The organism is Geodermatophilus sp. URMC 65, assembly GCF_053502545.1.
Genome location: NZ_CP199954.1, coordinates 3,844,312 through 3,863,581, shown reverse-complemented (window position 1 = coordinate 3,863,581; position 19,270 = coordinate 3,844,312). Strand labels below are relative to the sequence as shown.

The 19,270-nt window shown below is 74.1% G+C and carries 18 protein-coding genes and 3 tRNA genes; 7 read left to right on the top strand and 14 right to left on the bottom strand.

The window, feature by feature from the left end; translation table 11 throughout:
- Nucleotides 1-20: 20 nt before the first annotated feature.
- Nucleotides 21-1,031 carry an NAD(P)H-dependent glycerol-3-phosphate dehydrogenase gene (locus ACWIX7_RS18715; protein WP_448617920.1) on the bottom strand — a complete coding sequence of 337 codons (1,011 nt, stop codon included), beginning with the start codon at nt 1,029-1,031 and terminating at the stop codon, nt 21-23.
- A complete protein-coding gene (locus tag ACWIX7_RS18710; protein WP_448617919.1) occupies nt 1,028-1,843 on the bottom strand; it encodes a lysophospholipid acyltransferase family protein in 816 nt (271 codons plus the stop codon). Before ACWIX7_RS18710 ends, ACWIX7_RS18715 begins: the two co-directional genes overlap by 4 nt.
- 144 nt (nt 1,844-1,987) lie before the next feature.
- Between ACWIX7_RS18710 and cofC the strand changes: the two genes are divergently transcribed.
- The 3 genes from cofC to ACWIX7_RS18695 are packed head-to-tail and all read left to right on the top strand — an operon-like array spanning nt 1,988 to nt 5,672.
- The gene (gene cofC, locus ACWIX7_RS18705; RefSeq protein WP_448617918.1) at nt 1,988-2,629 is read left to right on the top strand and encodes a 2-phospho-L-lactate guanylyltransferase; all 642 of its coding nucleotides are present in this window, start codon (nt 1,988-1,990) and stop codon (nt 2,627-2,629) included.
- A gap of 48 nt (nt 2,630-2,677) precedes the next feature.
- Nucleotides 2,678-4,738 carry an RNA degradosome polyphosphate kinase gene (locus ACWIX7_RS18700; RefSeq protein ID WP_448617917.1) on the top strand — a complete coding sequence of 687 codons (2,061 nt, stop codon included), beginning with the start codon at nt 2,678-2,680 and terminating at the stop codon, nt 4,736-4,738.
- Complete coding sequence (locus tag ACWIX7_RS18695) at nt 4,728-5,672, top strand: NUDIX hydrolase (protein WP_448617916.1); 945 nt, start codon at nt 4,728-4,730, stop codon at nt 5,670-5,672. The genes ACWIX7_RS18700 and ACWIX7_RS18695 overlap by 11 nt, the downstream gene beginning before the upstream one ends.
- A 55-nt stretch (nt 5,673-5,727) precedes the next feature.
- Here the strand turns inward: ACWIX7_RS18695 and leuD are convergent, their stop codons facing one another.
- Both leuD and leuC read right to left on the bottom strand, forming a co-directional pair.
- Nucleotides 5,728-6,333, bottom strand: coding sequence for a 3-isopropylmalate dehydratase small subunit (gene leuD / locus ACWIX7_RS18690; RefSeq protein WP_448617915.1), 606 nt, complete (start codon nt 6,331-6,333; stop codon nt 5,728-5,730).
- 23 nt (nt 6,334-6,356) lie between these two features.
- Entirely contained in the window at nt 6,357-7,781 is a 1,425-nt protein-coding gene (leuC, locus tag ACWIX7_RS18685; RefSeq protein WP_448617914.1) for a 3-isopropylmalate dehydratase large subunit, read from the bottom strand.
- 63 nt (nt 7,782-7,844) lie between these two features.
- Between leuC and ACWIX7_RS18680 the strand changes: the two genes are divergently transcribed.
- Both ACWIX7_RS18680 and ACWIX7_RS18675 read left to right on the top strand, forming a co-directional pair.
- On the top strand, nt 7,845-8,567 hold the full coding sequence (locus tag ACWIX7_RS18680) for an IclR family transcriptional regulator (RefSeq protein ID WP_448617913.1): 723 nt from the start codon (nt 7,845-7,847) through the stop codon (nt 8,565-8,567).
- Between the two features lie 245 nt (nt 8,568-8,812).
- Nucleotides 8,813-9,919, top strand: coding sequence for a sulfite oxidase (locus tag ACWIX7_RS18675; protein ID WP_448617912.1), 1,107 nt, complete (start codon nt 8,813-8,815; stop codon nt 9,917-9,919).
- Between the two features lie 87 nt (nt 9,920-10,006).
- On the opposite strand, the gene ACWIX7_RS18670 is transcribed toward ACWIX7_RS18675, so the two are convergent.
- The 10 genes from ACWIX7_RS18670 to ACWIX7_RS18625 all read right to left on the bottom strand — a co-directional run bounded on the left by ACWIX7_RS18670 (nt 10,007) and on the right by ACWIX7_RS18625 (nt 18,407).
- Nucleotides 10,007-10,297 carry a hypothetical protein gene (locus ACWIX7_RS18670; RefSeq protein WP_448617911.1) on the bottom strand — a complete coding sequence of 97 codons (291 nt, stop codon included), beginning with the start codon at nt 10,295-10,297 and terminating at the stop codon, nt 10,007-10,009.
- A 25-nt stretch (nt 10,298-10,322) separates the two neighbouring features.
- Nucleotides 10,323-12,005, bottom strand: coding sequence for a sodium:solute symporter family protein (locus ACWIX7_RS18665; protein ID WP_448617910.1), 1,683 nt, complete (start codon nt 12,003-12,005; stop codon nt 10,323-10,325).
- Between the two features lie 30 nt (nt 12,006-12,035).
- Entirely contained in the window at nt 12,036-13,193 is a 1,158-nt protein-coding gene (galK, locus tag ACWIX7_RS18660; RefSeq protein WP_448617909.1) for a galactokinase, read from the bottom strand.
- Nucleotides 13,190-14,275: a galactose-1-phosphate uridylyltransferase gene (gene galT, locus ACWIX7_RS18655; RefSeq protein ID WP_448617908.1), complete on the bottom strand. Its 1,086-nt coding sequence runs from the start codon at nt 14,273-14,275 to the stop codon at nt 13,190-13,192. The genes galK and galT overlap by 4 nt, the downstream gene beginning before the upstream one ends.
- Nucleotides 14,276-14,489: 214 nt before the next feature.
- A tRNA-Glu gene (locus ACWIX7_RS18650) sits at nt 14,490-14,562 on the bottom strand.
- 106 nt (nt 14,563-14,668) lie between these two features.
- Nucleotides 14,669-14,741: transfer RNA gene (locus ACWIX7_RS18645), tRNA-Glu, on the bottom strand.
- A 48-nt stretch (nt 14,742-14,789) separates the two neighbouring features.
- Nucleotides 14,790-14,861: transfer RNA gene (locus tag ACWIX7_RS18640), tRNA-Gln, on the bottom strand.
- The gene (locus ACWIX7_RS18635) at nt 14,847-16,118 is read right to left on the bottom strand and encodes a CPBP family intramembrane glutamic endopeptidase (protein ID WP_448617907.1); all 1,272 of its coding nucleotides are present in this window, start codon (nt 16,116-16,118) and stop codon (nt 14,847-14,849) included. Before ACWIX7_RS18635 ends, ACWIX7_RS18640 begins: the two co-directional genes overlap by 15 nt.
- 4 nt (nt 16,119-16,122) lie before the next feature.
- On the bottom strand, nt 16,123-17,598 hold the full coding sequence (gene gltX / locus ACWIX7_RS18630) for a glutamate--tRNA ligase (protein ID WP_448617906.1): 1,476 nt from the start codon (nt 17,596-17,598) through the stop codon (nt 16,123-16,125).
- Nucleotides 17,595-18,407 (bottom strand): fumarylacetoacetate hydrolase family protein, encoded by an 813-nt coding sequence (locus tag ACWIX7_RS18625; protein ID WP_448617905.1) that lies wholly within the window; start codon nt 18,405-18,407, stop codon nt 17,595-17,597. Before ACWIX7_RS18625 ends, gltX begins: the two co-directional genes overlap by 4 nt.
- A 60-nt stretch (nt 18,408-18,467) precedes the next feature.
- Between ACWIX7_RS18625 and ACWIX7_RS18620 the strand changes: the two genes are divergently transcribed.
- Nucleotides 18,468-18,848 (top strand): VOC family protein, encoded by a 381-nt coding sequence (locus ACWIX7_RS18620; protein WP_448617904.1) that lies wholly within the window; start codon nt 18,468-18,470, stop codon nt 18,846-18,848.
- A 25-nt stretch (nt 18,849-18,873) separates the two neighbouring features.
- A complete protein-coding gene (locus tag ACWIX7_RS18615; protein WP_091212526.1) occupies nt 18,874-19,203 on the top strand; it encodes a putative quinol monooxygenase in 330 nt (109 codons plus the stop codon).
- Nucleotides 19,204-19,270: the final 67 nt, after the last annotated feature.

The following is a 19,270-nucleotide window of genomic DNA, read 5'->3' as shown; positions in this document are numbered from 1 at the left end:
CTCCGCTCTGGTCGACCCGGTCACTCGGGCTTGGCTTCCCGGGACATGATGTCCTTCACGATCTGCGTCACCGGGACCCCGTCGTGGCACACCCGGACGACGGCCTCGGTCAGCGGCATGTCCACCCCGTGCGCCCGCGCCAGGTCCAGCACGGGCTGGCAGCTCTTGACCCCCTCGGCGACCTGCCGGGTGGTCCGCTGCACCTCCTCCACCGACATGCCGCGCCCCAGCCGCTCGCCGAAGGTGCGGTTGCGCGACAGCGGGGAGCTGCAGGTGGCCACCAGGTCGCCCAGGCCGGCCAGGCCGGCGAACGTGGCGGGCTCGGCGCCCAGGGCCGCGCCCAGCCGGGCGGTCTCGGCCAGCCCGCGGGTGATCAGCGAGGCCCGGGTGTTGTCGCCGAAGCCCATGCCCTCGGTGATGCCGCAGGCCAGCGCGATGACGTTCTTGACCGCGCCGCCGAGCTCGCAGCCCACCAGGTCCTGGTTGGTGTACGGGCGGAAGTAGGGGGTGTGGCAGGCCGCCTGCACCTGCGCCGCGCGGTCGTGGTCCGCGCAGGCCACCACGGTCGCGGCCGGCTGCTCCTCGGCGATCTCGCGGGCCAGGTTGGGGCCGGAGAGCGCGGCGACCCGGTCGGGCCCGGCGCCGGTCACCTCGCCGATCACCTGGCTCATCCGCTTGGTGGTGCCCAGCTCGACCCCCTTCATCAGCGAGAGCAGCACCGCGTCGGGGGGCAGCAGCGGCGCCCACTCGGTGAGGTTGTCCCGCAGCGACTGGGAGGGGACGGCCAGCACCACGAGGTCGGCGTCGACGAGCGCCTCGGCGGCGTCGGCCGTGGCGCGCAGCCGGTCGGGCAGCCGGATGCCGGGCAGGTAGTCGGGGTTCTCCCGGGTCTCGCCGATCGCGTGCGCCAGCTCGGGGCGGCGGGCGTGCAGCACCACCGAGCAGCCGGCGTCGGCGAGCACCTTGGCGAAGGTGGTCCCCCAGGAGCCGGCCCCCAGGACGGCGGCCCGCGTGCCGGCACGGCGGCTCACGCGGCGCTCCCGGGCAGGTCGCCGGGCAGCGTGCGGCGGGGGTGGGGGGCGGTCGTGGTGGGCGCCGGCTCCCCGCGGAGCTCGGCCAGCTGGTCGCGCACGCACGCCATCATCCGGTCGGTCACCTCGCGCAGCAGCTCCCCGGTCAGCGGCCGGCCCGCGCGCACCTGCGCGCGCAGGTCGGTGAGGTCCACCGGCTCGCCGACCAGGTAGTCGGCGGGCGTGCGCAGCCGCGGGTGCAGCTGCTTGGTGTGGTAGTCGTGCAGCCGCTGCGGCCCCCACTGGGCCACGGGCAGGACGACGGCGTCGGTGGTCAGCGCGAGTCGCGCGACCCCGGTGCGGGCCTCCATGGGCCACCAGTCGGGGTCGCGGGTGACCGACCCCTCGGGGTAGATGACCACGACGTTGCCGGCGGCGAGGTCGGCCACGGCGGCCGCCAGCGAGGTGCGCGCGTCGGCCCGGCCGCGGGCCACCGGGATCTGCCCGGCGGCGCGCAGGATCCGCCCGGCGAGCCCGGTGAAGACCGCGTCCTTGGCCAGGAAGTGCGGCACGCGGCCGCAGTCCCAGACCAGCCGGGCGCAGGCCAGCGGGTCGAGCACCGAGACGTGGTTGGCGACCACGAGGACCGGGCCGGTGCGGGGGAAGCGCTCGGCGTGCCGGTAGCGCATCCGGAACAGCAGCACCGTGACCGGGTAGACCACCGCGACGCACAGCGCCAGGGCCAGCGGCAGCGGCCGGCGGGTACGCCACCGCGACGACGGGGCTCCGGTGCGGCGCGACACCCCGGTCCCCGGGGATCCGTCCTGCGTCACCGGCTCCTCCCCTCCTGCCCGCCCGGCTCCGGCCTGGCGGGCGACGTCCTGAGCGCCCATGGTGGCCTGGTCCGGTCCGCGAGGTGCAGCGGGGTCCGGTCCGGCCGGTCGGCGACCCCACGCCGGTGTGCTCACATTGTGGCCGTGCGCGCGTGGTCGGTCGTCGTCCCGGCGAAGCGGCTGCCGCTGGCCAAGACCCGCCTCACCCCGCTGCCCGCGGACCTGGACGGTCCGCCGGAGGCCGCGCACGACCGGCTGGTCCTGGCGCTGCTGGCCGACACCGTGGCGGCGGCCCTGGCCTCGCCCGCCGTCGCCGGCGTCCTCGTCGTCACCGACGACCCCGCAGCCGCCGGGACGGTGACCCGGCTGGGCGCCCGCACGGTGCCCGACGTGCCCGACCGGGGCCTCAACCCGGCGCTCGCCCACGGCGCCCGCGTCACCGGGGCCGCCGCGGTGGCCGCGCTCTCCTCGGACCTGCCCGCGCTGCGCCCGGAGGAGCTGACCGCCGCCCTCGCCGCGGCGGAGGTGGCGGCGCGCTGCTTCGTCGCCGACGCGCAGGGCACCGGGACGACGCTGCTCACCGCCGTCGGCACCGACCTCTCCCCCGCCTTCGGAGCCGGGTCGGCGCAGCGGCACGCGTCCGGCGGCGCCGTGCCGCTGACCGGTGGCTGGCCGGGGCTGCAGCGGGACGTCGACACACCCGAGGACCTCGAGGCCGCCCGGGCGCTGGGCGTCGGCCCGCACACCGCGGCGCTGCTGGGCGGAGCCGCCCGGCCGCGCGGCTGACCCGTTGCCGGTGACCCACCGGCCAGCGGACTGCGGCACGATGAGTCCGTGCCCCCGACCAGACCCGGCGCTCCCGCCGACCGGTACATCAACCGCGAGCTGTCGTGGCTGGACTTCAACGCCCGTGTGCTGGAGCTGGCGGAGGACGACTCGCTGCCCCTGCTGGAACGGGCGAAGTTCCTGGCGATCTTCGCCGGCAACCTCGACGAGTTCTACATGGTCCGCATCGCCGGCCTGAAGCGCCGGCAGAGCACCGGGCTGACGGTGCGCTCCCCCGACGGGCTGACCATCCGCGAGCAGCTGGCGCGGGTCACCGAGCGGACGCGCGACCTGGTGCACCGGCACGCCGACGTCTTCACCAAGGACATCTCCCCGCGCCTGGAGGAGGCCGGGATCCGGATCGTGCACTGGGGCGAGCTGGCCGAGCACGAGGCCAAGCGGCTGCGGGAGTACTTCCGCGACCAGGTGTTCCCGGTGCTGACCCCGCTGGCGGTCGACCCGGCGCACCCCTTCCCCTACATCAGCGGGCTGTCGCTGAACCTCGCCGTCCAGGTGCGCGACCCCGACACGGGTGCGCCGCGCTTCGCCCGGCTCAAGGTGCCCAACAACGTGCCCCGGTTCGTCCGGGTGGCGAGCTCCGACCGCGACGCCATGTTCCTGCCGCTCGAGGACCTCATCGCCGCGCACCTGCAGCAGCTGTTCCCGGGCCTCGACGTCATCGACCACCACCTGTTCCGGGTGACGCGCAACGCCGACCTGGAGGTCGAGGAGGACCGCGACGAGGACCTGCTGCAGGCCCTGGAGCGCGAGCTGGCCCGTCGCCGCTTCGGCCCGGCGGTGCGGCTGGAGGTCGCCGAGCCGATGGACCCGCGGATCCTCGACGTGCTCACGAGCGAGCTGGAGGTGGACGGCTCCGACGTCGTCCACGTGCCCGGCCTGCTCGACCTCGGCGCGCTGTGGGAGCTCTACGGCCTCGACCGGCCGGAGCTCAAGGACGAGCCGTTCGTGCCGGCCACCCACCCGCGGCTCTCGGAGGGCGAGACGCCCAAGAGCGTGTTCGCGACGCTGCGGGAGGGCGACGTGCTCGTCCACCACCCGTACCACTCGTTCGCGACCAGCGTGCAGCGCTTCATCGAACAGGCGGCCGCCGACCCGAACGTGCTGGCGATCAAGCAGACGCTGTACCGCACGTCGGGTGACTCCCCGATCGTCAACGCGCTCATCGACGCCGCGGAGGCGGGCAAGCAGGTCGTCGTCCTGGTGGAGATCAAGGCGCGCTTCGACGAGGAGGCCAACATCAGCTGGGCCCGCTCGCTGGAGCGGGCCGGCTGCCACGTCGTCTACGGGCTGGTGGGGCTCAAGACCCACTGCAAGACGGCACTGGTGGTGCGCCGGGAGAGCGGCGTGATCCGCCGCTACTGCCACATCGGCACGGGCAACTACAACCCGAAGACCGCGCGGCTCTACGAGGACCTCGGCATCCTCACCGCCGACCCCCGGGTGGGCGCCGACCTCACCGACCTGTTCAACACCCTCACCGGCTACTCGCGGCAGACCACGTACCGCCGGCTCATGGTGGCCCCGCACGGCGTCCGTCCCGGGCTGGTGGAGAAGATCCGGCGGGAGGCCCGCCACGCGCGCGAGGGCCGGCCCTCGGGCATCCGCATCAAGGTGAACTCGCTGGTCGACGAGGAGATGATCGACGCGCTCTACGAGGCCTCGGCGGCCGGCGTCCCGGTCGAGCTGCTCATCCGCGGCATCTGCTCACTGCGCCCCGGGGTCCCCGGCATGTCGGAGAACGTCCGGGTGCGCTCGATCGTCGGCCGCTTCCTGGAGCACTCGCGGGCGATGTGGTTCGCCGGCGGCGGCGAGGACGAGTGGTGGATCGGCAGCGCCGACCTGATGCACCGCAACCTCGACCGCCGCGTCGAGGTGCTGCTGCGGGTGTGCGACGACACCGCCGAGCGGCAGCTGCAGCACACCTTCGACGCCGCGATGGCCGAGGGCGTGCGCTGCTGGGAGCTCGGCAGCGACGGCGCCTGGACCCGCACCGGCGAGCACGACTACCAGGCCGCGCTGATGGCGGCGGCGGTGGACCATGCCGGCTGAGATCGGCGGTGTGGTCCGCGCCGCCGGCGGTGCCCTGTGGCGCCCCGCGGACGGCGGCATCGAGACCGCGCTGGTGCACCGGCCGAAGTACGACGACTGGTCGCTGCCCAAGGGCAAGCCCGACGAGGGCGAGCACCTGCTGGAGACGGCGGTGCGCGAGGTGGTCGAGGAGACCGGGTTGGACGTCGTCGTCGGACGGCGCAGCGTGCGCACCGAGTACGAGGTCGCGGAGGGTCCCAAGCGGGTCGACTACTGGCTGATGCGGGTGGTCGGCGGGGCGTTCGAACCCAACGACGAGGTCGACGAGCTGCGCTGGCTGCCGGTCGAGGAGGCCTGCGGGCTGGTCAGCCACGCCCACGACCGCGCCGTGCTGGCCGACCTGGCGCGGACCGACGTCCCCCGCCAGCCCTCCCTGCTGCTGATCCGGCACGCCAAGGCCGGCAGCAAGTCCGACTGGGACGGCCCCGACGAGCTGCGTCCGCTGGACGGCAGGGGCCACCGGCAGGCGGCGCGGCTGGCGCAGGTGCTCCCGCTGTTCGCCCCCGCGGAGCTGCTCACCGCCGAGCGGGTCCGCTGCCGGCAGACCCTCGAGCCGCTGGCCGCCCGGCTGGGCCAGGACATCGGCTCGCTGCCCGAGCTCGGCGAGGAGGAGTTCGCCGCCGATCCGCAGGCGGCCCTCGCCGCGGTCCAGCGGCTGCTCGGCCCGCGTGAGGAGCCGGGGGTGGCCGTCGTCTGCAGCCAGGGCGGGGCGATCCCGTCGGTGCTGGCGGCCCTCGGCGTCCGCTTCGCCGGCGTTCCCGGCGCGCTGCAGCCGCCCGCGGCGAAGGGCAGCACGTGGGTGCTGGGCGGGCGACCGGGCGCGCTGTCGGCCGACTACTACCGGGCCTTCTCGGCCGACGCCGCCGAGGACCCGGCCTCCACCGGCCTGCGCTGAAGGCCACCGGGGGACGTCGGACGACGTCCCCCGGTGGGTCCTCGTGGGGCTGCGCCTACGCCGGCAGGGCCGGTAGCGCCTTGGGCAGCCAGGCCGGACGGCGGGCCTCGAAGGCCTCGATGTCGGCCAGGTGCCGCTCGGTGAGCCCGACGTCGTCGAGGCCCTCCAGCAGCCGCCAGCGGGTGTAGTCGTCGATCTCGAACGGCACGCTGTGCTCGCCGTAGGAGACGCGCCGCTCCTGCAGGTCGACGGTCACCTGCGTGGTGGGGTCGGCCTCCACCGCCGCCCACAGCGCCTCGACCTCGGCCTGGGGCAGGACGACGGTGAGCAGCCCGGACTTGGTCGAGTTGTTCTTGAAGATGTCGGCGAACCGGGAGCTGATGACCACGCGGAACCCGCCGTCGAGCAGCGCCCAGCAGGCGTGCTCGCGGGAGGAGCCGGTGCCGAAGTCGGGGCCGGCCACGAGGACCGTCGCGTCGGCGTACTGAGGCTGGTTGAGCACGAAGTCCGGCTCGTTCCTGCGCCAGGCGACGAACAGGCCGTCCTCGAACCCGGTGCGCGTGATCCGCTTCAGGTACTCGGCCGGGATGATCTGGTCGGTGTCGACGGCGCTGCGCCGCAGCGGGGCCGCGGTGCCGGTGTGCGTGGTGAAGGCGTCCATGGCTCTCAGGGCTCCAGTGCGGGTCAGACGGCGGCCGGGACGGGGGCGTCGGCCAGGTCGGCGGGGGCGGTCAGCTTCCCGGTCAGCGCGGTGGCCGCGGCGACCGACGGGGACACCAGGTGGGTGCGCCCGCCCTTGCCCTGCCGGCCCTGGAAGTTGCGGTTGCTGGTCGAGGCCGACCGCTCCCCCGGCTTGAGCTGGTCGGGGTTCATGCCCAGGCACATCGAGCACCCCGCGCCGCGCCACTCGGCGCCGGCCTCGGTGAACACCCGGTCCAGGCCCTCGGCCTCCGCCTGCAGCTTGACGCCGACCGACCCGGGGACGACCAGCATGCGGGTGTTGGCGTCGATCCTCCTGCCGCGCAGCAGCTCGGCCGCGATGCGCAGGTCCTCGATGCGGCCGTTGGTGCACGATCCCAGGAAGACGGTGTCGACCTCGATCTCGCGCAGCGGCGTGCCGGGGGCCAGCCCCATGTAGGCCAGCGCCTGCTCGGCGGCACGGCGCTGGCCCTCGTCGGCTATGGCCGCGGGGTCCGGCACCGACTCCGCGATCGGCAGGCCCTGGCCGGGGTTGGTGCCCCAGGTGACGTACGGTGTGAGCTCGGCGGCGTCGATGACGACCTCGGTGTCGAAGACCGCGCCCTCGTCGGTGCGCAGGGTCTCCCAGTACTCGACGGCGGCGTCCCAGTCGGCGCCCTGCGGGGCGTGCGGGCGGCCCTGCAGGAAGTCGAAGGTGGTCCGGTCCGGGGCGATCAGCCCGGCGCGGGCGCCGGCCTCGATCGACATGTTGCAGATCGTCATCCGGGCCTCCATCGAGAGGGCCTCGATGGCGCTGCCGCGGTACTCGATGACGTGGCCCGCGGCGCCGTTGGTGCCGATCTCCGCGATGACGGCCAGGATGACGTCCTTCGAGGACACCCCCTCGGGCAGCACGCCGTCGACGGTCACGGCCATCTGCTTGGGCCGGTACTGCGGCAGGGTCTGCGTGGCCAGCACGTGCTCGACCTCGCTGGTGCCGATGCCGAACGCCAGCGCACCGAACGCGCCGTGCGTGGAGGTGTGGCTGTCGCCGCAGACGATGGTCATGCCCGGCTGGGTCAGCCCCAGCTGCGGGCCGATGACGTGCACGATGCCCTGGTCGCGGTCGCCCATCGGGGCCAGGCGGATGCCGAACTCGGCGGCGTTCGCGCGCAGCGCCTCGACCTGCGCGCGGCTGACCGGGTCGGCGATGGGCTTGAGGATGTCCAGCGTCGGGACGTTGTGGTCCTCGGTCGCCATCGTGAGCTCGGGGTGGCGCACCGTGCGGCCGGCGGCGCGGAGGCCGTCGAACGCCTGCGGGCTGGTCACCTCGTGCACCAGGTGCAGGTCGATGTAGAGCAGGTCCGGCTCGCCCGCAGCGCTGCGCACGACGTGGGCGTCGTAGACCTTCTCCGCCAGGGTCTTCGGCACGGCTGGTCCCTCCGGGGTCGGGGCTCGCTCCGGTGCGGACGACCGGGCTGGCCATCTCACGCTGTGGGATGCGAGTATTGCTGTGTGGGACAGCCTAACCCCGTCGCCGTCTTGGACAAAGCGGTGGCCATCCTCCGCGCCGTGACCGCCGAGCCCGCGACCCTCGCCGAGCTCGTCGAGCGCACCGGGCTGCCCCGGGCGACCGCGCACCGGTTGGCCGTGGCCCTCGAGGGACACCGCCTGGTCCGGCGCACGCCGGCCGGCGCGTGGGCGCCCGGCCCGGCGCTGGCCGAGCTCGGCCGCGGGGTGGCCGACCTCGCCGAGCTGGCCGGCCGGCCCCTGGTCGCACTGCGGGACGCCAGCGGGGAGAGCGCCCAGTTCTACGTCCGGGACGGCGCCAGCCGGGTCTGCGTGGCCGCCGCCGAGCGGGCGCACGGGCTGCGCGACACCGTGCCGGTCGGGGCGCGGCTGCCGATGACGGCGGGCTCGGCCGCGCACGCGCTGCTCGCCTTCGCCCCCGCCGACGAGGTCACCCCGCTGCTGCCCAGCGCCAGCTTCACCGCCCGCACGCTGCTCGACGTCCGCCGCCGGGGCTGGGCGCACAGCATCGCCGAGCGCGAGCCCGGGGTCGCGTCGCTGTCGGCACCGGTGCGCGACGCGGCGGGCGGGGTGCTGGGCGCGGTCTCCATCTCCGGGCCGGTCGAGCGACTGGGCCGCCGTCCCGCCCCGGAGGTGGTGGGCGCGGTGCTCGAGGCCGCCGGCGCCATCTCGCGCGCCGCCCGCTGAGGAGGGATCCCGTCCTCCCCACTCCTCGCGAGCGCGGCGACGCGGGGGGCCACCGTCGTGATCATGGGCTTGGTGCAGGGCCCCGCGGCGTGTCTGCGCGGGTCGCCTGCCAGAAGCCCATGATCGACTCGGACGGGGGCGTGGAGCCTCGCCTCGCCTCTCCTCGCCGGCGGCCCGGCCGGCCGCCTGACCACCCGAGCGTCCGGGCAGTTCCCCTCCCCGGTCCCCCGGTCGAGACTGGGGCCATGACCACCACCGAGTCCACCCACCGCGGCCGCGCCCGGATCGCCGAGCCCGGGGAGGGCATAGGCCTCGACGAGCTGGCCCTGGCCACCCGCAACCACGGGATGCCGCTGGAGGCGCTGCGCTACGACGTCACGCCACCGGGGCTGCACTACGTGCTCACCCACTACGACATCCCCGCCGTCGACCCGGCCACCTGGTCGCTGCAGGTCGGCGGCGCCGTCGACCGCCCGCTGCGACTCACGCTGGAGGACCTGCAGCGCCGTCCCGCCGTCACCTCCCGGGTGCTGCTCGAGTGCGCCGGCAACGGCCGGGCCCGCTACGAGCCGCGGCCGGTGAGCCAGCCGTGGCTGCTGGAGGCCGTCGGCACCGCCGAGTGGACCGGCACGCCGCTGGCCCCGCTGCTCGAGGAGGCCGGGATCGCCGACGGGGCGGTCGACGTCGTCTTCACCGGCGCCGACCACGGCGTGGAGCGCGGCGTCGAGCAGGACTACGCGCGTGGCCTGCCGCTGGCCGAGGCGATGCGCCCGGAGGTGCTGCTGGTCTGGGCGATGAACGGCGTGCCGCTGCCGCCCCAGCACGGCGCTCCGCTGCGGCTGCTGGTGCCCGGCTGGTACGGCATGGCGCACGTGAAGTGGCTGACCCGGGTCGAGGTCCTCGACCGGCCCTTCGACGGCTTCCAGAACGCCACGGCCTACCGGCTCAAGGTGGACGCCGGCGACATCGGCGAGCCGGTCACCCGGATCGCGCCCCGCGTGCTGCTCAGCCCGCCCGGCTGGCCGGACTTCATGACCCGCGAGCGCTTCCTGCGCCCCGGACCGGTGACGCTGACCGGGCGGGCGTGGTCCGGGCGGGCCCCGGTCACCGGCGTCGAGGTCAGCACGGACGGCGGGGTCACCTGGTCGCCCGCCGAGCTCGCCCCGCCCGACCCGGCGCACCCCTTCGCGTGGCGGGCCTGGCAGTACCCGTGGACGGCGGAACCGGGCGCCTGGGAGCTGCTCGTCCGGGCGACCGACGCCGAGGGCAGTCAGCCCACCGAGCAGGTCTGGAACCGGCAGGGCATGGCGAACAACCTGGTGCAGCGCGTGCCGGTGACCGTCCTCGAGTGACCGGACGCGGTCCCTTCCCGGACCCCGCCGGCCCCGTCCAGAGGCTCGCCGCGAGCTCGCGAGCGGTGAGGAGGACGGGGTCCTCCTTCAGTGCCCGACGGGCCGGTCCTCGTCCCCCGCGACGTCGGCGCCCGGGTCGACCACCACGGGGCGCAGCCGCGACCACAGTCCGAACGCCGCGGCGAACACCAGCATGGCGATGCCGACCCACAGGTTGGCGTTGAAGCCGTCGGTCTTGGCCCGGTCGTCGGCCGAGTTGCCGAACAGCCCCATGAGGACCAGCACGACGCCGTAGAAGCCGATGAGGCCGGCGATGACGTTGCGGACGTCGAAGGCCCCCGCGCGGTGTGGCCGGGGCTGCTGTCCGGTGTTGCTCACGTGCGGCTCCTCCGTAGTGCGGCGGTCATCGGAAGATGACGTTGAGGATGATCACCAGGACCAGGGAGATCCCGGCCAGCTTGGTCGGCGACTGGTACCAGGGCAGCCGGTGGGCGTCGGGGTCGGTGCGCTGCTCGCGCGGCGTCTCGGAGTAGACCAGCCCGGCGAGCTCGGCCACCGGCTTCGGGCGGGTCACCAGGGAGACCGCGACGCTGACGAGGATGTCGACGACGAACGCGGCGCTGGCGGCGACGAAGCTCGCGCCCTGACCACTGAGCGGGATCACGCCCACCGACGCCGTGCCGAACGCGTCCTCGCTGAGGAAGGCGACGAGGACGGCGGCGAGCGTGCCGGACACGAGGCCGGCCCACCCCGCGGTCGCGGTCATCCGCTTCCAGAACATGCCGAGGATGAACGTGGCGAACAGCGGCGCGTTGAAGAAGCCGAACAGCGTCTGCAGGTAGTCCATCAGGTTGCTGTAGCCGGAGGCGATCAGCGCCGTCCCGATGGCGACGACCGTCGCACCGACGGTGGCCCACCGGCCGACCTGCAGGTAGTAGTGGTCCGGCTCGTCCTTCTTCACGTACGTCTGCCACAGGTCGTAGCTGAAGACCGTGTTGAAGGCCGAGATGTTGGCGGCCATGCCGGCCATGAACGCGGCCAGCATGCCGGCGATGGCGACGCCGAGCAGGCCGTTGGGCAGCACGTCGCGGATCAGCGCGAGCATCGCGTCGTTGTACTGGAGCTCGCTGCTCTGCCCGGCCTTGAGCTGCTGGATCTCCGGCACCAGGACGCCGGCGATGATGCCCGGGATCACCACGATGAACGGCACGAACATCTTCGGGAACGACCCGATGATCGGCGTGCTCCGGGCCGCGGACATCGACTTGGTCGCCATCGCGCGCTGGACCTCGACGAAGTTCGTCGTCCAGTAGCCGAACGAGAGCACGAAACCGAGGCCGAACACGATCCCGATGACCGACCACACCGGGCTCTCGAAGGTGGACAGCTCCGTGCCGGGCCAGGACCGCAGCTGCTCCTCGTTGCCGGCCGCGGTGACCCGGTCGACCAGACCGCCGATCCCGCCGACCCGGTGCAGGGCGATCAGGGTGAGCGGCAGCAGCGCCGCGACGATGACGAAGAACTGCAGGACCTCGTTGTAGATGGCCGCCGACAGCCCGCCGAGGGTGATGTAGCTGAGGACGACGGCCGCGGCGACGATCAGCGAGACCCACAGCGGCCAGCCGAGCAGCGACTCGACGATGGTCGCCAGCAGGAACAGGTTGATGCCGGCGATCAGGATCTGGGCCAGCGCGAACGACAGCGCGTTCACCAGGTGCGCACCGGTGCCGAACCGGCGCCGCATGAACTCCGGGACGCTGCGCACCTTCGACCCGTAGTAGAAGGGCATCATCACCACGCCCAGGAAGAGCATGGCCGGGACCGCGCCGACCCAGAAGTAGTGCATGGTCGGCATGCCGAACTGCGCGCCGTTGGCGGACATGCCGATGATCTCGACCGCACCGAGGTTGGCGGAGATGAAGGCCAGCCCGGTCACCCACGCGGGCAGCGACCGGCCCGACAGGAAGAAGTCGAGGCTGTCGGAGACCCGCCGACGCGCGGCCAGGCCGATCATCAGCACGACCGCGAAGTAGACGATGACCAGCAGGTAGTCGACGAACGAGGCGTCGAGGCGGAGCGCATCCACGGGTTGGGACCTCCTGTGGGGGCGTGTGGGTCAGGCCAGGCGCCGGGCACCTGCGGAGGGCACGACCGCGAAGGCCCGCGGAGGGGTGAAGCCCTGCTGCGCGAAGCGATCGGTGATCGCCCGCGCGAGGTCGTCGGTGCGGTCGGCGTCGACCAGCACCACGGCGCTGCCACCGAAGCCGCCGCCGACCATGCGGGCGCCGGCCGCGCCGGCCTCCAGCGCGGTGTCCACGGCGGTGTCGAGTTCGACGGTGGAGATCTGGAAGTCGTCGCGCAGCGAGGCGTGCCCGGCGGTGAGCACCGGCCCGATCGCGCCGGGGTCGGCGGTCGCGCGCAGGATCCGCACCACCTCGAGCACGCGGGCGTTCTCGGTGACGATGTGCCGCGCCCGCCGCAGCAGCACCTGGCCCTCGGGTGTGCCGTCGTCCAGCGGTGCCAGCGCGGCGACGTCGGGGACGTCGCGCAGCGCGCGCACGCCGAGCCGCTCGGCGGCCTGCTCGCACTCGCGGCGCCGGTCGCCGTAGCCGCCGGTGGCGTGGTCGTGCGTCGTCCCGGTGTCGACGACGAGCAGTTCCAACCCGGCCGCCCGCAGGTCCAGCGGCACCTGCTCGGTGCTGCGGTCGCGGGTGTCGAGGAACAACGCGTGCCCGGCGGTGCACAGCAGTGACGCGGACTGGTCGAGGATGCCGGTGGGCGCGCCCACGAAGTCGTTCTCCGCCCGCCGTGCCACGTCGACCAGGTCGGCGACGGCGAGGTCGGGGGCGGCGAGGTCACGCAGTGCCAGCGCCACCGAGCAGGACAGCGCGGCGGACGACGACAGCCCCATGCCCGCCGGGACGTCGCCGTCGACCAGCACGCTCACCCCGCCGGGCACGCGGTCGCGCAGCGCGTCGACGACGCCGGCCGGGTAGCCCGCCCAGCCACCGGGCCGCCCCGGCGCGAGCTCGGCGACCGGCACCTCCACCCGGTCGTCGGGGTGTTGCGCGGAGACGAGGGCGACCAGCCCGTCGTCCCGGCGGGCGACCGCGGCGCGGGTGGTCTGCGGCAGCGCCACCGGCAGCACGAAGCCGTCGTTGTAGTCGGTGTGCTCGCCGATGACGTTCACCCGGCCCGGTGCGGCCCAGACGCCCTCGGGCGCCCCGCCGAACGCCTCGGCGAACGCCTTGGCGGCCACCTCCGCCGCCGTCACCGCACCGCCCGCAGCTGCTCGGCCACGTCCTCGGGGTTGGTGTCGGTCACGAAGGCGCCCATGCCGGACTCGGAGCCGGCCAGGTACTTGAGCTTGCCCGGTGCCCGGCGGATCGAGAAGACCTGCAGGTGCAGCCACCAGTCCTCCCGGCCGGTGTGCACGGGTGCCTGGTTCCAGGAGGCGATGTAGGGCATCGGGGTGTCGAACCGCCGGGCGAACCGGCCGAGCACGTCGAGGTAGACGGCGACGAAGGCGTCGCGCTCCTCGCTGGTGAGCGCCGGTAGGTCGGGCACCCTGCGGTGGGGGAACAGCTGCACCTCGTAGGGCCAGCGGGCCGCCGCCGGCACGAACGCCGTCCAGTGCTCGTTGGCGGTGACCACCCGCGGGCCGGACCGCTCGGAGGCGACGACCTCGGCGAAGAGGTCACCTCCCGTCGAGTCCCTGTGCCGCCGGACGGAGGCGAGGATCTTCTCCGTCCGCGGCGGCAGGTACGGGTAGGCGTAGATCTGCCCGTGCGGGTGCGAGAGGGTCACCCCGATCTCCTCCCCGTGGTTCTCGAAGCAGAAGACGTACTCGATCCCGGGGATCGAGCCCAGCGCCTCGGTCCGCTCCGCCCAGACGTCGACCACCAGCCGTGCGCGTCCAGCCCCCAGCTCGGCGAAGATCCGGTCGTGGTCGCTGGTGAAGACCACGACCTCGCACCGGCCGAACCCGGGGCGCAGTCCGGCCGGGCCGCCACCGGGCACCGTCGGCCGGACGTCGCGGTCGACCGAGGTGGCCAGCGACGGGAACCGGTTCTCGAAGACGACGACCTCGTAGTCGGCCTCGGGGATCTCGGTCGGGTGCCCTGGCCGCGAGGGGTCGAGGGGGCACTGGTCGGCCGGGGGGAGGAACGTGCGCGACTGCCGGTGCGAGGCGATGGCCACCCACTCGTCGAGCAGCACGTCGTGACGCAGCTGGGAACGGGTGCTGACCGGCGGCAGGTCGCGGGGGTCCACCGCGTCGCGCGGCTCGGTGCTCCGGTCGTCGTCGAAGTAGAGGATCTCCCGGCCGTCGGCCAGTCGACGACTCGTCCGGATCACGTTGCCCCAGCCTCCCCGCCGCCCGTGACGGTGCGTGAGCGGCTCCCAGACGCTAGTCCTGCGGACGGGCCGGAGACCAGTCGGTCTCTGTTCCCGGAGCGGGAGGGGAGCGCGGCTCGTGGTGGGCGAGCGGCGCGCGGCCGCCCACGGCAGGGCGGCGGGCACCGGAGCGGCGAGAGCCCCCGGTCAGGTGACCGGGGGCTCTCGCTCGCTGTAGCCCCGAAGGGATTCGAACCCTCGCTACCGCCGTGAGAGGGCGGCGTCCTGGGCCGCTAGACGACGGGGCCGTGCACTCCCATGGTGCCACGCGCCGTCGGGGGCCCGCCCACCGGGGGGGCGGCCCCGGAGACGACGAGAGCCCCCGGCCGGGAGGCCGGGGGCTCTCGCTCGCTGTAGCCCCGAAGGGATTCGAACCCTCGCTACCGCCGTGAGAGGGCGGCGTCCTGGGCCGCTAGACGACGGGGCCGTGCGGGTGGTGCTGAGGATCTGTGTCTGCAGGCAGACAGCTTCCTCGCTGGGGTACCAGGACTCGAACCTAGACTAACGGAACCAGAAACCGTCGGGCTGCCAATTACCCCATACCCCAAGGGTGGTGCTGCACCTCGCGGCGCTGCACAACACCATACCCGATGCCCGGGGGTGGTCCGGGCACCCCCCTCGGTGACGGTGGTCGCAGGTCGAGCGCGGCGGTCCGCACCTCCGGCCGCAGCCACCGGCGGGTACGCAGGACCAGGCCGACGTAGGCGGCCATGGCGAGCAGGTCGATGAGCACCACGAGCACGCCGGTCCCGGCCGGGACGGCGTCGGTGGCCACGCCCTCCCCCAGCGAGCCGGCCAGCAGGAAGACCACCACGTTGTTGACGGCGTGCAGCACGATCGCCGCCTCGAGGCCGCCGGTCAGCCAGACGACCGCCGAGGCCGCCAGCCCGAAGGCGAACCGGTCCAGGAACGTCCAGACGTCGGGCGGCAGGTGGGCCGCCGAGAACAGCGCGGCGGTCAGCACCGCGGCTACCACCGCGCCCGCGCGGGGCCGGCCCACCCATCCGGCGATCGCCTGGCTGAGGTACCCGCGGAACACGTACTCCTCCGCGGCCGACTGCAACGGCGTGGTCAGCAGCACGACGAGCAGCAGCCACCCGAACCCGTCGACCGGGCCGGTGGCCTCCCACTCCCCGGCCACGAAGCCCAGCAGGACGCTCAGCAGGAGCCCCGCAGCGAGCGTGGGCAGCGCCAGCAACGTGTACGGCGCCAGCAACCGCCACCGCAGCCGGGCCAGCACCGAGGACGACCAGCCGATGCTCATCCCGTGCGCGGCCACCCACGACAGCCACACGCAGGGGATGGCGACGATCAGTGAGACGTTCGTGAGCAGCAGCAGGGCGGGGTCGGTGAGGTCGGTCGGGTCGATGGCCGTGGGGTCCGGCAGCGCCCCGGCCGCGAAGCCGGCGATCAGCACCACCGCGGTCGCCACGAGGTAGACCGCCGTGAACAGCAGCAGGCCCAGCAGCGGCCGCCACCAGTGCCCGTCGCGCGAGCGCATGACCTGCAGGTACTCGACCGGTTCGTCGTGCGGCGGGGTGCCCGGCGGCAGCTGCCACCGCATCCCCGGCGGGGGCACCCACGGCGGACCGGGTGGCGGTCCCCACGGCGGGACGGTGTGCGGCCCCGGCTGCAGCGGCACCGGTCCGAGCGGCCACGGGACCGGCCCGACCGCCGTCCCCGCGTGCACGCCGTACAGCGCCCCGGGGACGTACGGCGGCGCTCCGTAGGGCCCGGTCGGCGGCGGCCCGGTGTAGGGCTCGTCGTCCGGCACGGCCCAGCCGGGCGGTCCCGCTGCGCTCATCCGGTCACCCGGGGACGGCGGCCCGCGCCGCGGCGAGGCGGGCGAGGGTGCGCTCGCGCCCCAGCAGCTCGATGGACTCGTACAGCGGCGGTGACACCGTGCGGCCGCTGACGGCGACGCGCACCGGGCCGAACGCCTGGCGCGGCTTGCGGCCCAGCCCCTCGACGAGCGCCTCCTTGAGCGCGGACTCGATGGCCGGCGTCGTCCACTCGGGCAGCTCGCGCAGCGCGGCCTGCGCGGCGTCGAGCACCTCGGCCGCCTCCGGGCCGGCCAGCTGCTTGGCCGCGGCCGCCGGGTCGACCTCGACGTCGTCCACGAACAGGAAGCCGAGCAGCCCCACGGCGTCGGAGAGGACGATCATGCGCTCCTGGGCCAGCGGGGCGATCGTCTCGAGGACGCGCCGCTGCTCGGCCGTCGGCGGCTCGGCGACCAGGCCGGCGCGGGCGAGGAAGGGCACCACCCGCTCGGTGAAGTCCCCCACCGGCAGCGCGCGCAGGTGGGTGGCGTTGATCGCCTCGGCCTTCTTCAGGTCGAAGCGGGCCGGGTTGGCGCTGACCCGGGTGACGTCGAAGGCCTCGACCATCTCCTGCATCGAGAAGACGTCGCGGTCCTCGGCGATCGACCAGCCCAGCAGGGCCAGGTAGTTGGCGAAGCCCTCGGGGACGAAGCCGCGCTCGCGGTAGACGTCGACGTTGGACTGCGGGTCGCGCTTGGAGAGCTTCTTGTTGCCCTCCCCCGTGACGTAGGGCAGGTGGCCGAAGCGCGGCGTGCCGGAGGCGACGCCGATGTCGGTCAGCGCGCCGTAGAGCGCCAGCTGCCGCGGCGTGGAGGGCAGCAGGTCCTCCCCGCGCAGGACGTCGGTGATGCCCATGAGGGCGTCGTCCACCGGGTTGACGAACGGGTAGAGCGGCACCCCGTTGGCCCGCACGATGACGAAGTCGGGCACGGAGCCGGCGGCGAAGCGGATCTCCCCGCGGACCAGGTCGGTCCAGGCCAGGTCCTCGTCGGGCATCCGCAGCCGCAGCACCGGCTCGCGGCCCTCGGCGCGGAAGGCCGCCTTCTGCTCGTCGGTGAGGAACCGGTCGGCGTTGTCGTAGCCGAGCTTCGGGTCCTGCCCCGCGGCCAGCCGGCGGGCCTCGACCTCCTCGTTGGTGGAGAAGGACTCGTAGGCGTGCCCCGCCGCCAGCAGCTTCTGGGCGACCTCGCGGTAGACCTCGTGCCGTTCGGACTGCCGGTAGGGCCCGTGCGGACCGCCGACCTCCGGGCCCTCGTCCCACTCCAGGCCCAGCCAGCGCAGGCTGTCGAGCAGGTGCCGGTAGGACTCCTCGGAGTCGCGGGAGGCGTCGGTGTCCTCGATGCGGAAGACGAAGGTGCCGCCGGTGTGCCGGGCGTGCGCCCAGTTGAACAGCGCCGTCCGGAGCAGGCCGACGTGCACCGTGCCCGTCGGCGACGGGCAGAACCGGGTGCGGACGCCGGTCACCGCAGGCCGCCGGCGGTGGAGGTGGTGTCGGCGCCGCTGACGCCGTTGACCAGGGACCCCAGGCCCTCGATGGCGCACTCGACCCGCTGGCCGGGCCGGATCGGGCCGACGCCGGACGGGGTGCCGGTGAGCACGACGTCGCCGGGCAGCAGGGTCATCACCTGCGAGATGTAGGAGACCAGCGTCGGGATCCCGAAGAGCAGCTGGCTGGTGCGGCCGGACTGGCGCAGCTCGCCGTCCACCGTGCAGGTGACCTCGAGGTCGGCGGGGTCCTTGCCGAGGCCGGCGAGGTCGGTCTCGATCCACGGGCCCAGCGGGCAGAAGGAGTCGAAGCCCTTGGCGCGGGTCCACTGCCCGTCGCCGGCCTGCATGTCCCGCTCGGTGACGTCGTTGGCGATCGTGTAGCCGAACACGCTGCCCAGCGCCTGCTCCGGGGTGACGTGGCGGGCGCCGCGGGCGCCGATGACGACGGCCAGCTCGACCTCGTGGTGCACGTTGGTGCTGCCCGGCGGGATGCGGATGGCGTCGCCCGGGCCGATGACCGTCGTCGACGGCTTCAGGAACAGCAGCGGCTGCGCCGGGGCGTCGCCGGTGCCCATCTCCTCGACGTGCGCCGCGTAGTTCTTGCCGACGGCCACCACCTTGCTCGGCAGGATCGGGGAGAGCAGCCGCACGTCGGCCTGCGCGTAGCGCTGGCCGGTGAAGGAGATGGTGCCGAACGGGTGGCCCTCGATCTGGGCGACCTGGCCGTCGCCGTCGAGGACGCCGAAGGACATGCCCGAGGGCGAGGCGAAGCGGACGATGCGCACGCTCCGAGGCTAGTCGCCGCTCTGCGCGCGCCCGTGCCGAGGAGGACCTACCGTGCCCCCATGGCCTGCCGTTTCTCGGAGCTCGTGGTGGACAGCCGCGATCCGGAGGCGCTGGCGGCCTTCTGGGCCGAGGTCCTCGGGTACGAGGTCCTCGGTCGGGAGGAGGACGGCAGCGTGGAGATCGGTCCCGTCGCCGGCTTCGGCGGTCCGGCGCCGACGCTCGTCTTCGGCCCGGTGGCCGAGCCGACACCGGGCAAGGTGCGGCTGCACGTCGACGTCAGCCCCACCGACCGCGACCAGGACGCCGAGCTGGAGCGGCTGCTCGCCCTGGGAGCCACCCGGGCGGACGTGGGGCAGTCCGGCGCCGAGAGCTGGCACGTGCTGGCCGACCCGGAGGGCAACGAGTTCTGCCTCCTGCGCCGCCGCCTCGATCCCCTGTGACCGAGTCCTGACAGAGGAGACCGACATGATCCTGATCGTCATCAAGATGCCCGTCCGGCCCGACCGCATCGACGAGTTCCGGACCCACGCCGACGAGTACGCCCGGGCCGTGAACGCCGAGGAGGGCAGCCTGTTCTTCGAGTGGTCCCGCAGCGTCGAGGACCCGAACACCTTCGTCTGCATCGAGGGCTTCCGGGACTCCGAGGCCGGCGCCTCGCACGTCGCCACCCCGCACGCGAAGGCCGCCTTCGACTGGATGTCCGACCTGGTCGCCGAGCAGCCGCAGATCATCTACATCGACGCCCCGGAGGTCAGCGGCTTCGGTCCCATGGGCGAGGTCCAGCCCAGGGGCTAGCCGCCGCGGGGTCGCCGCTCCCGGGGGACGCGTCGTCCTCCGCGCCGTCGCTGCTGCACCTGCGAGA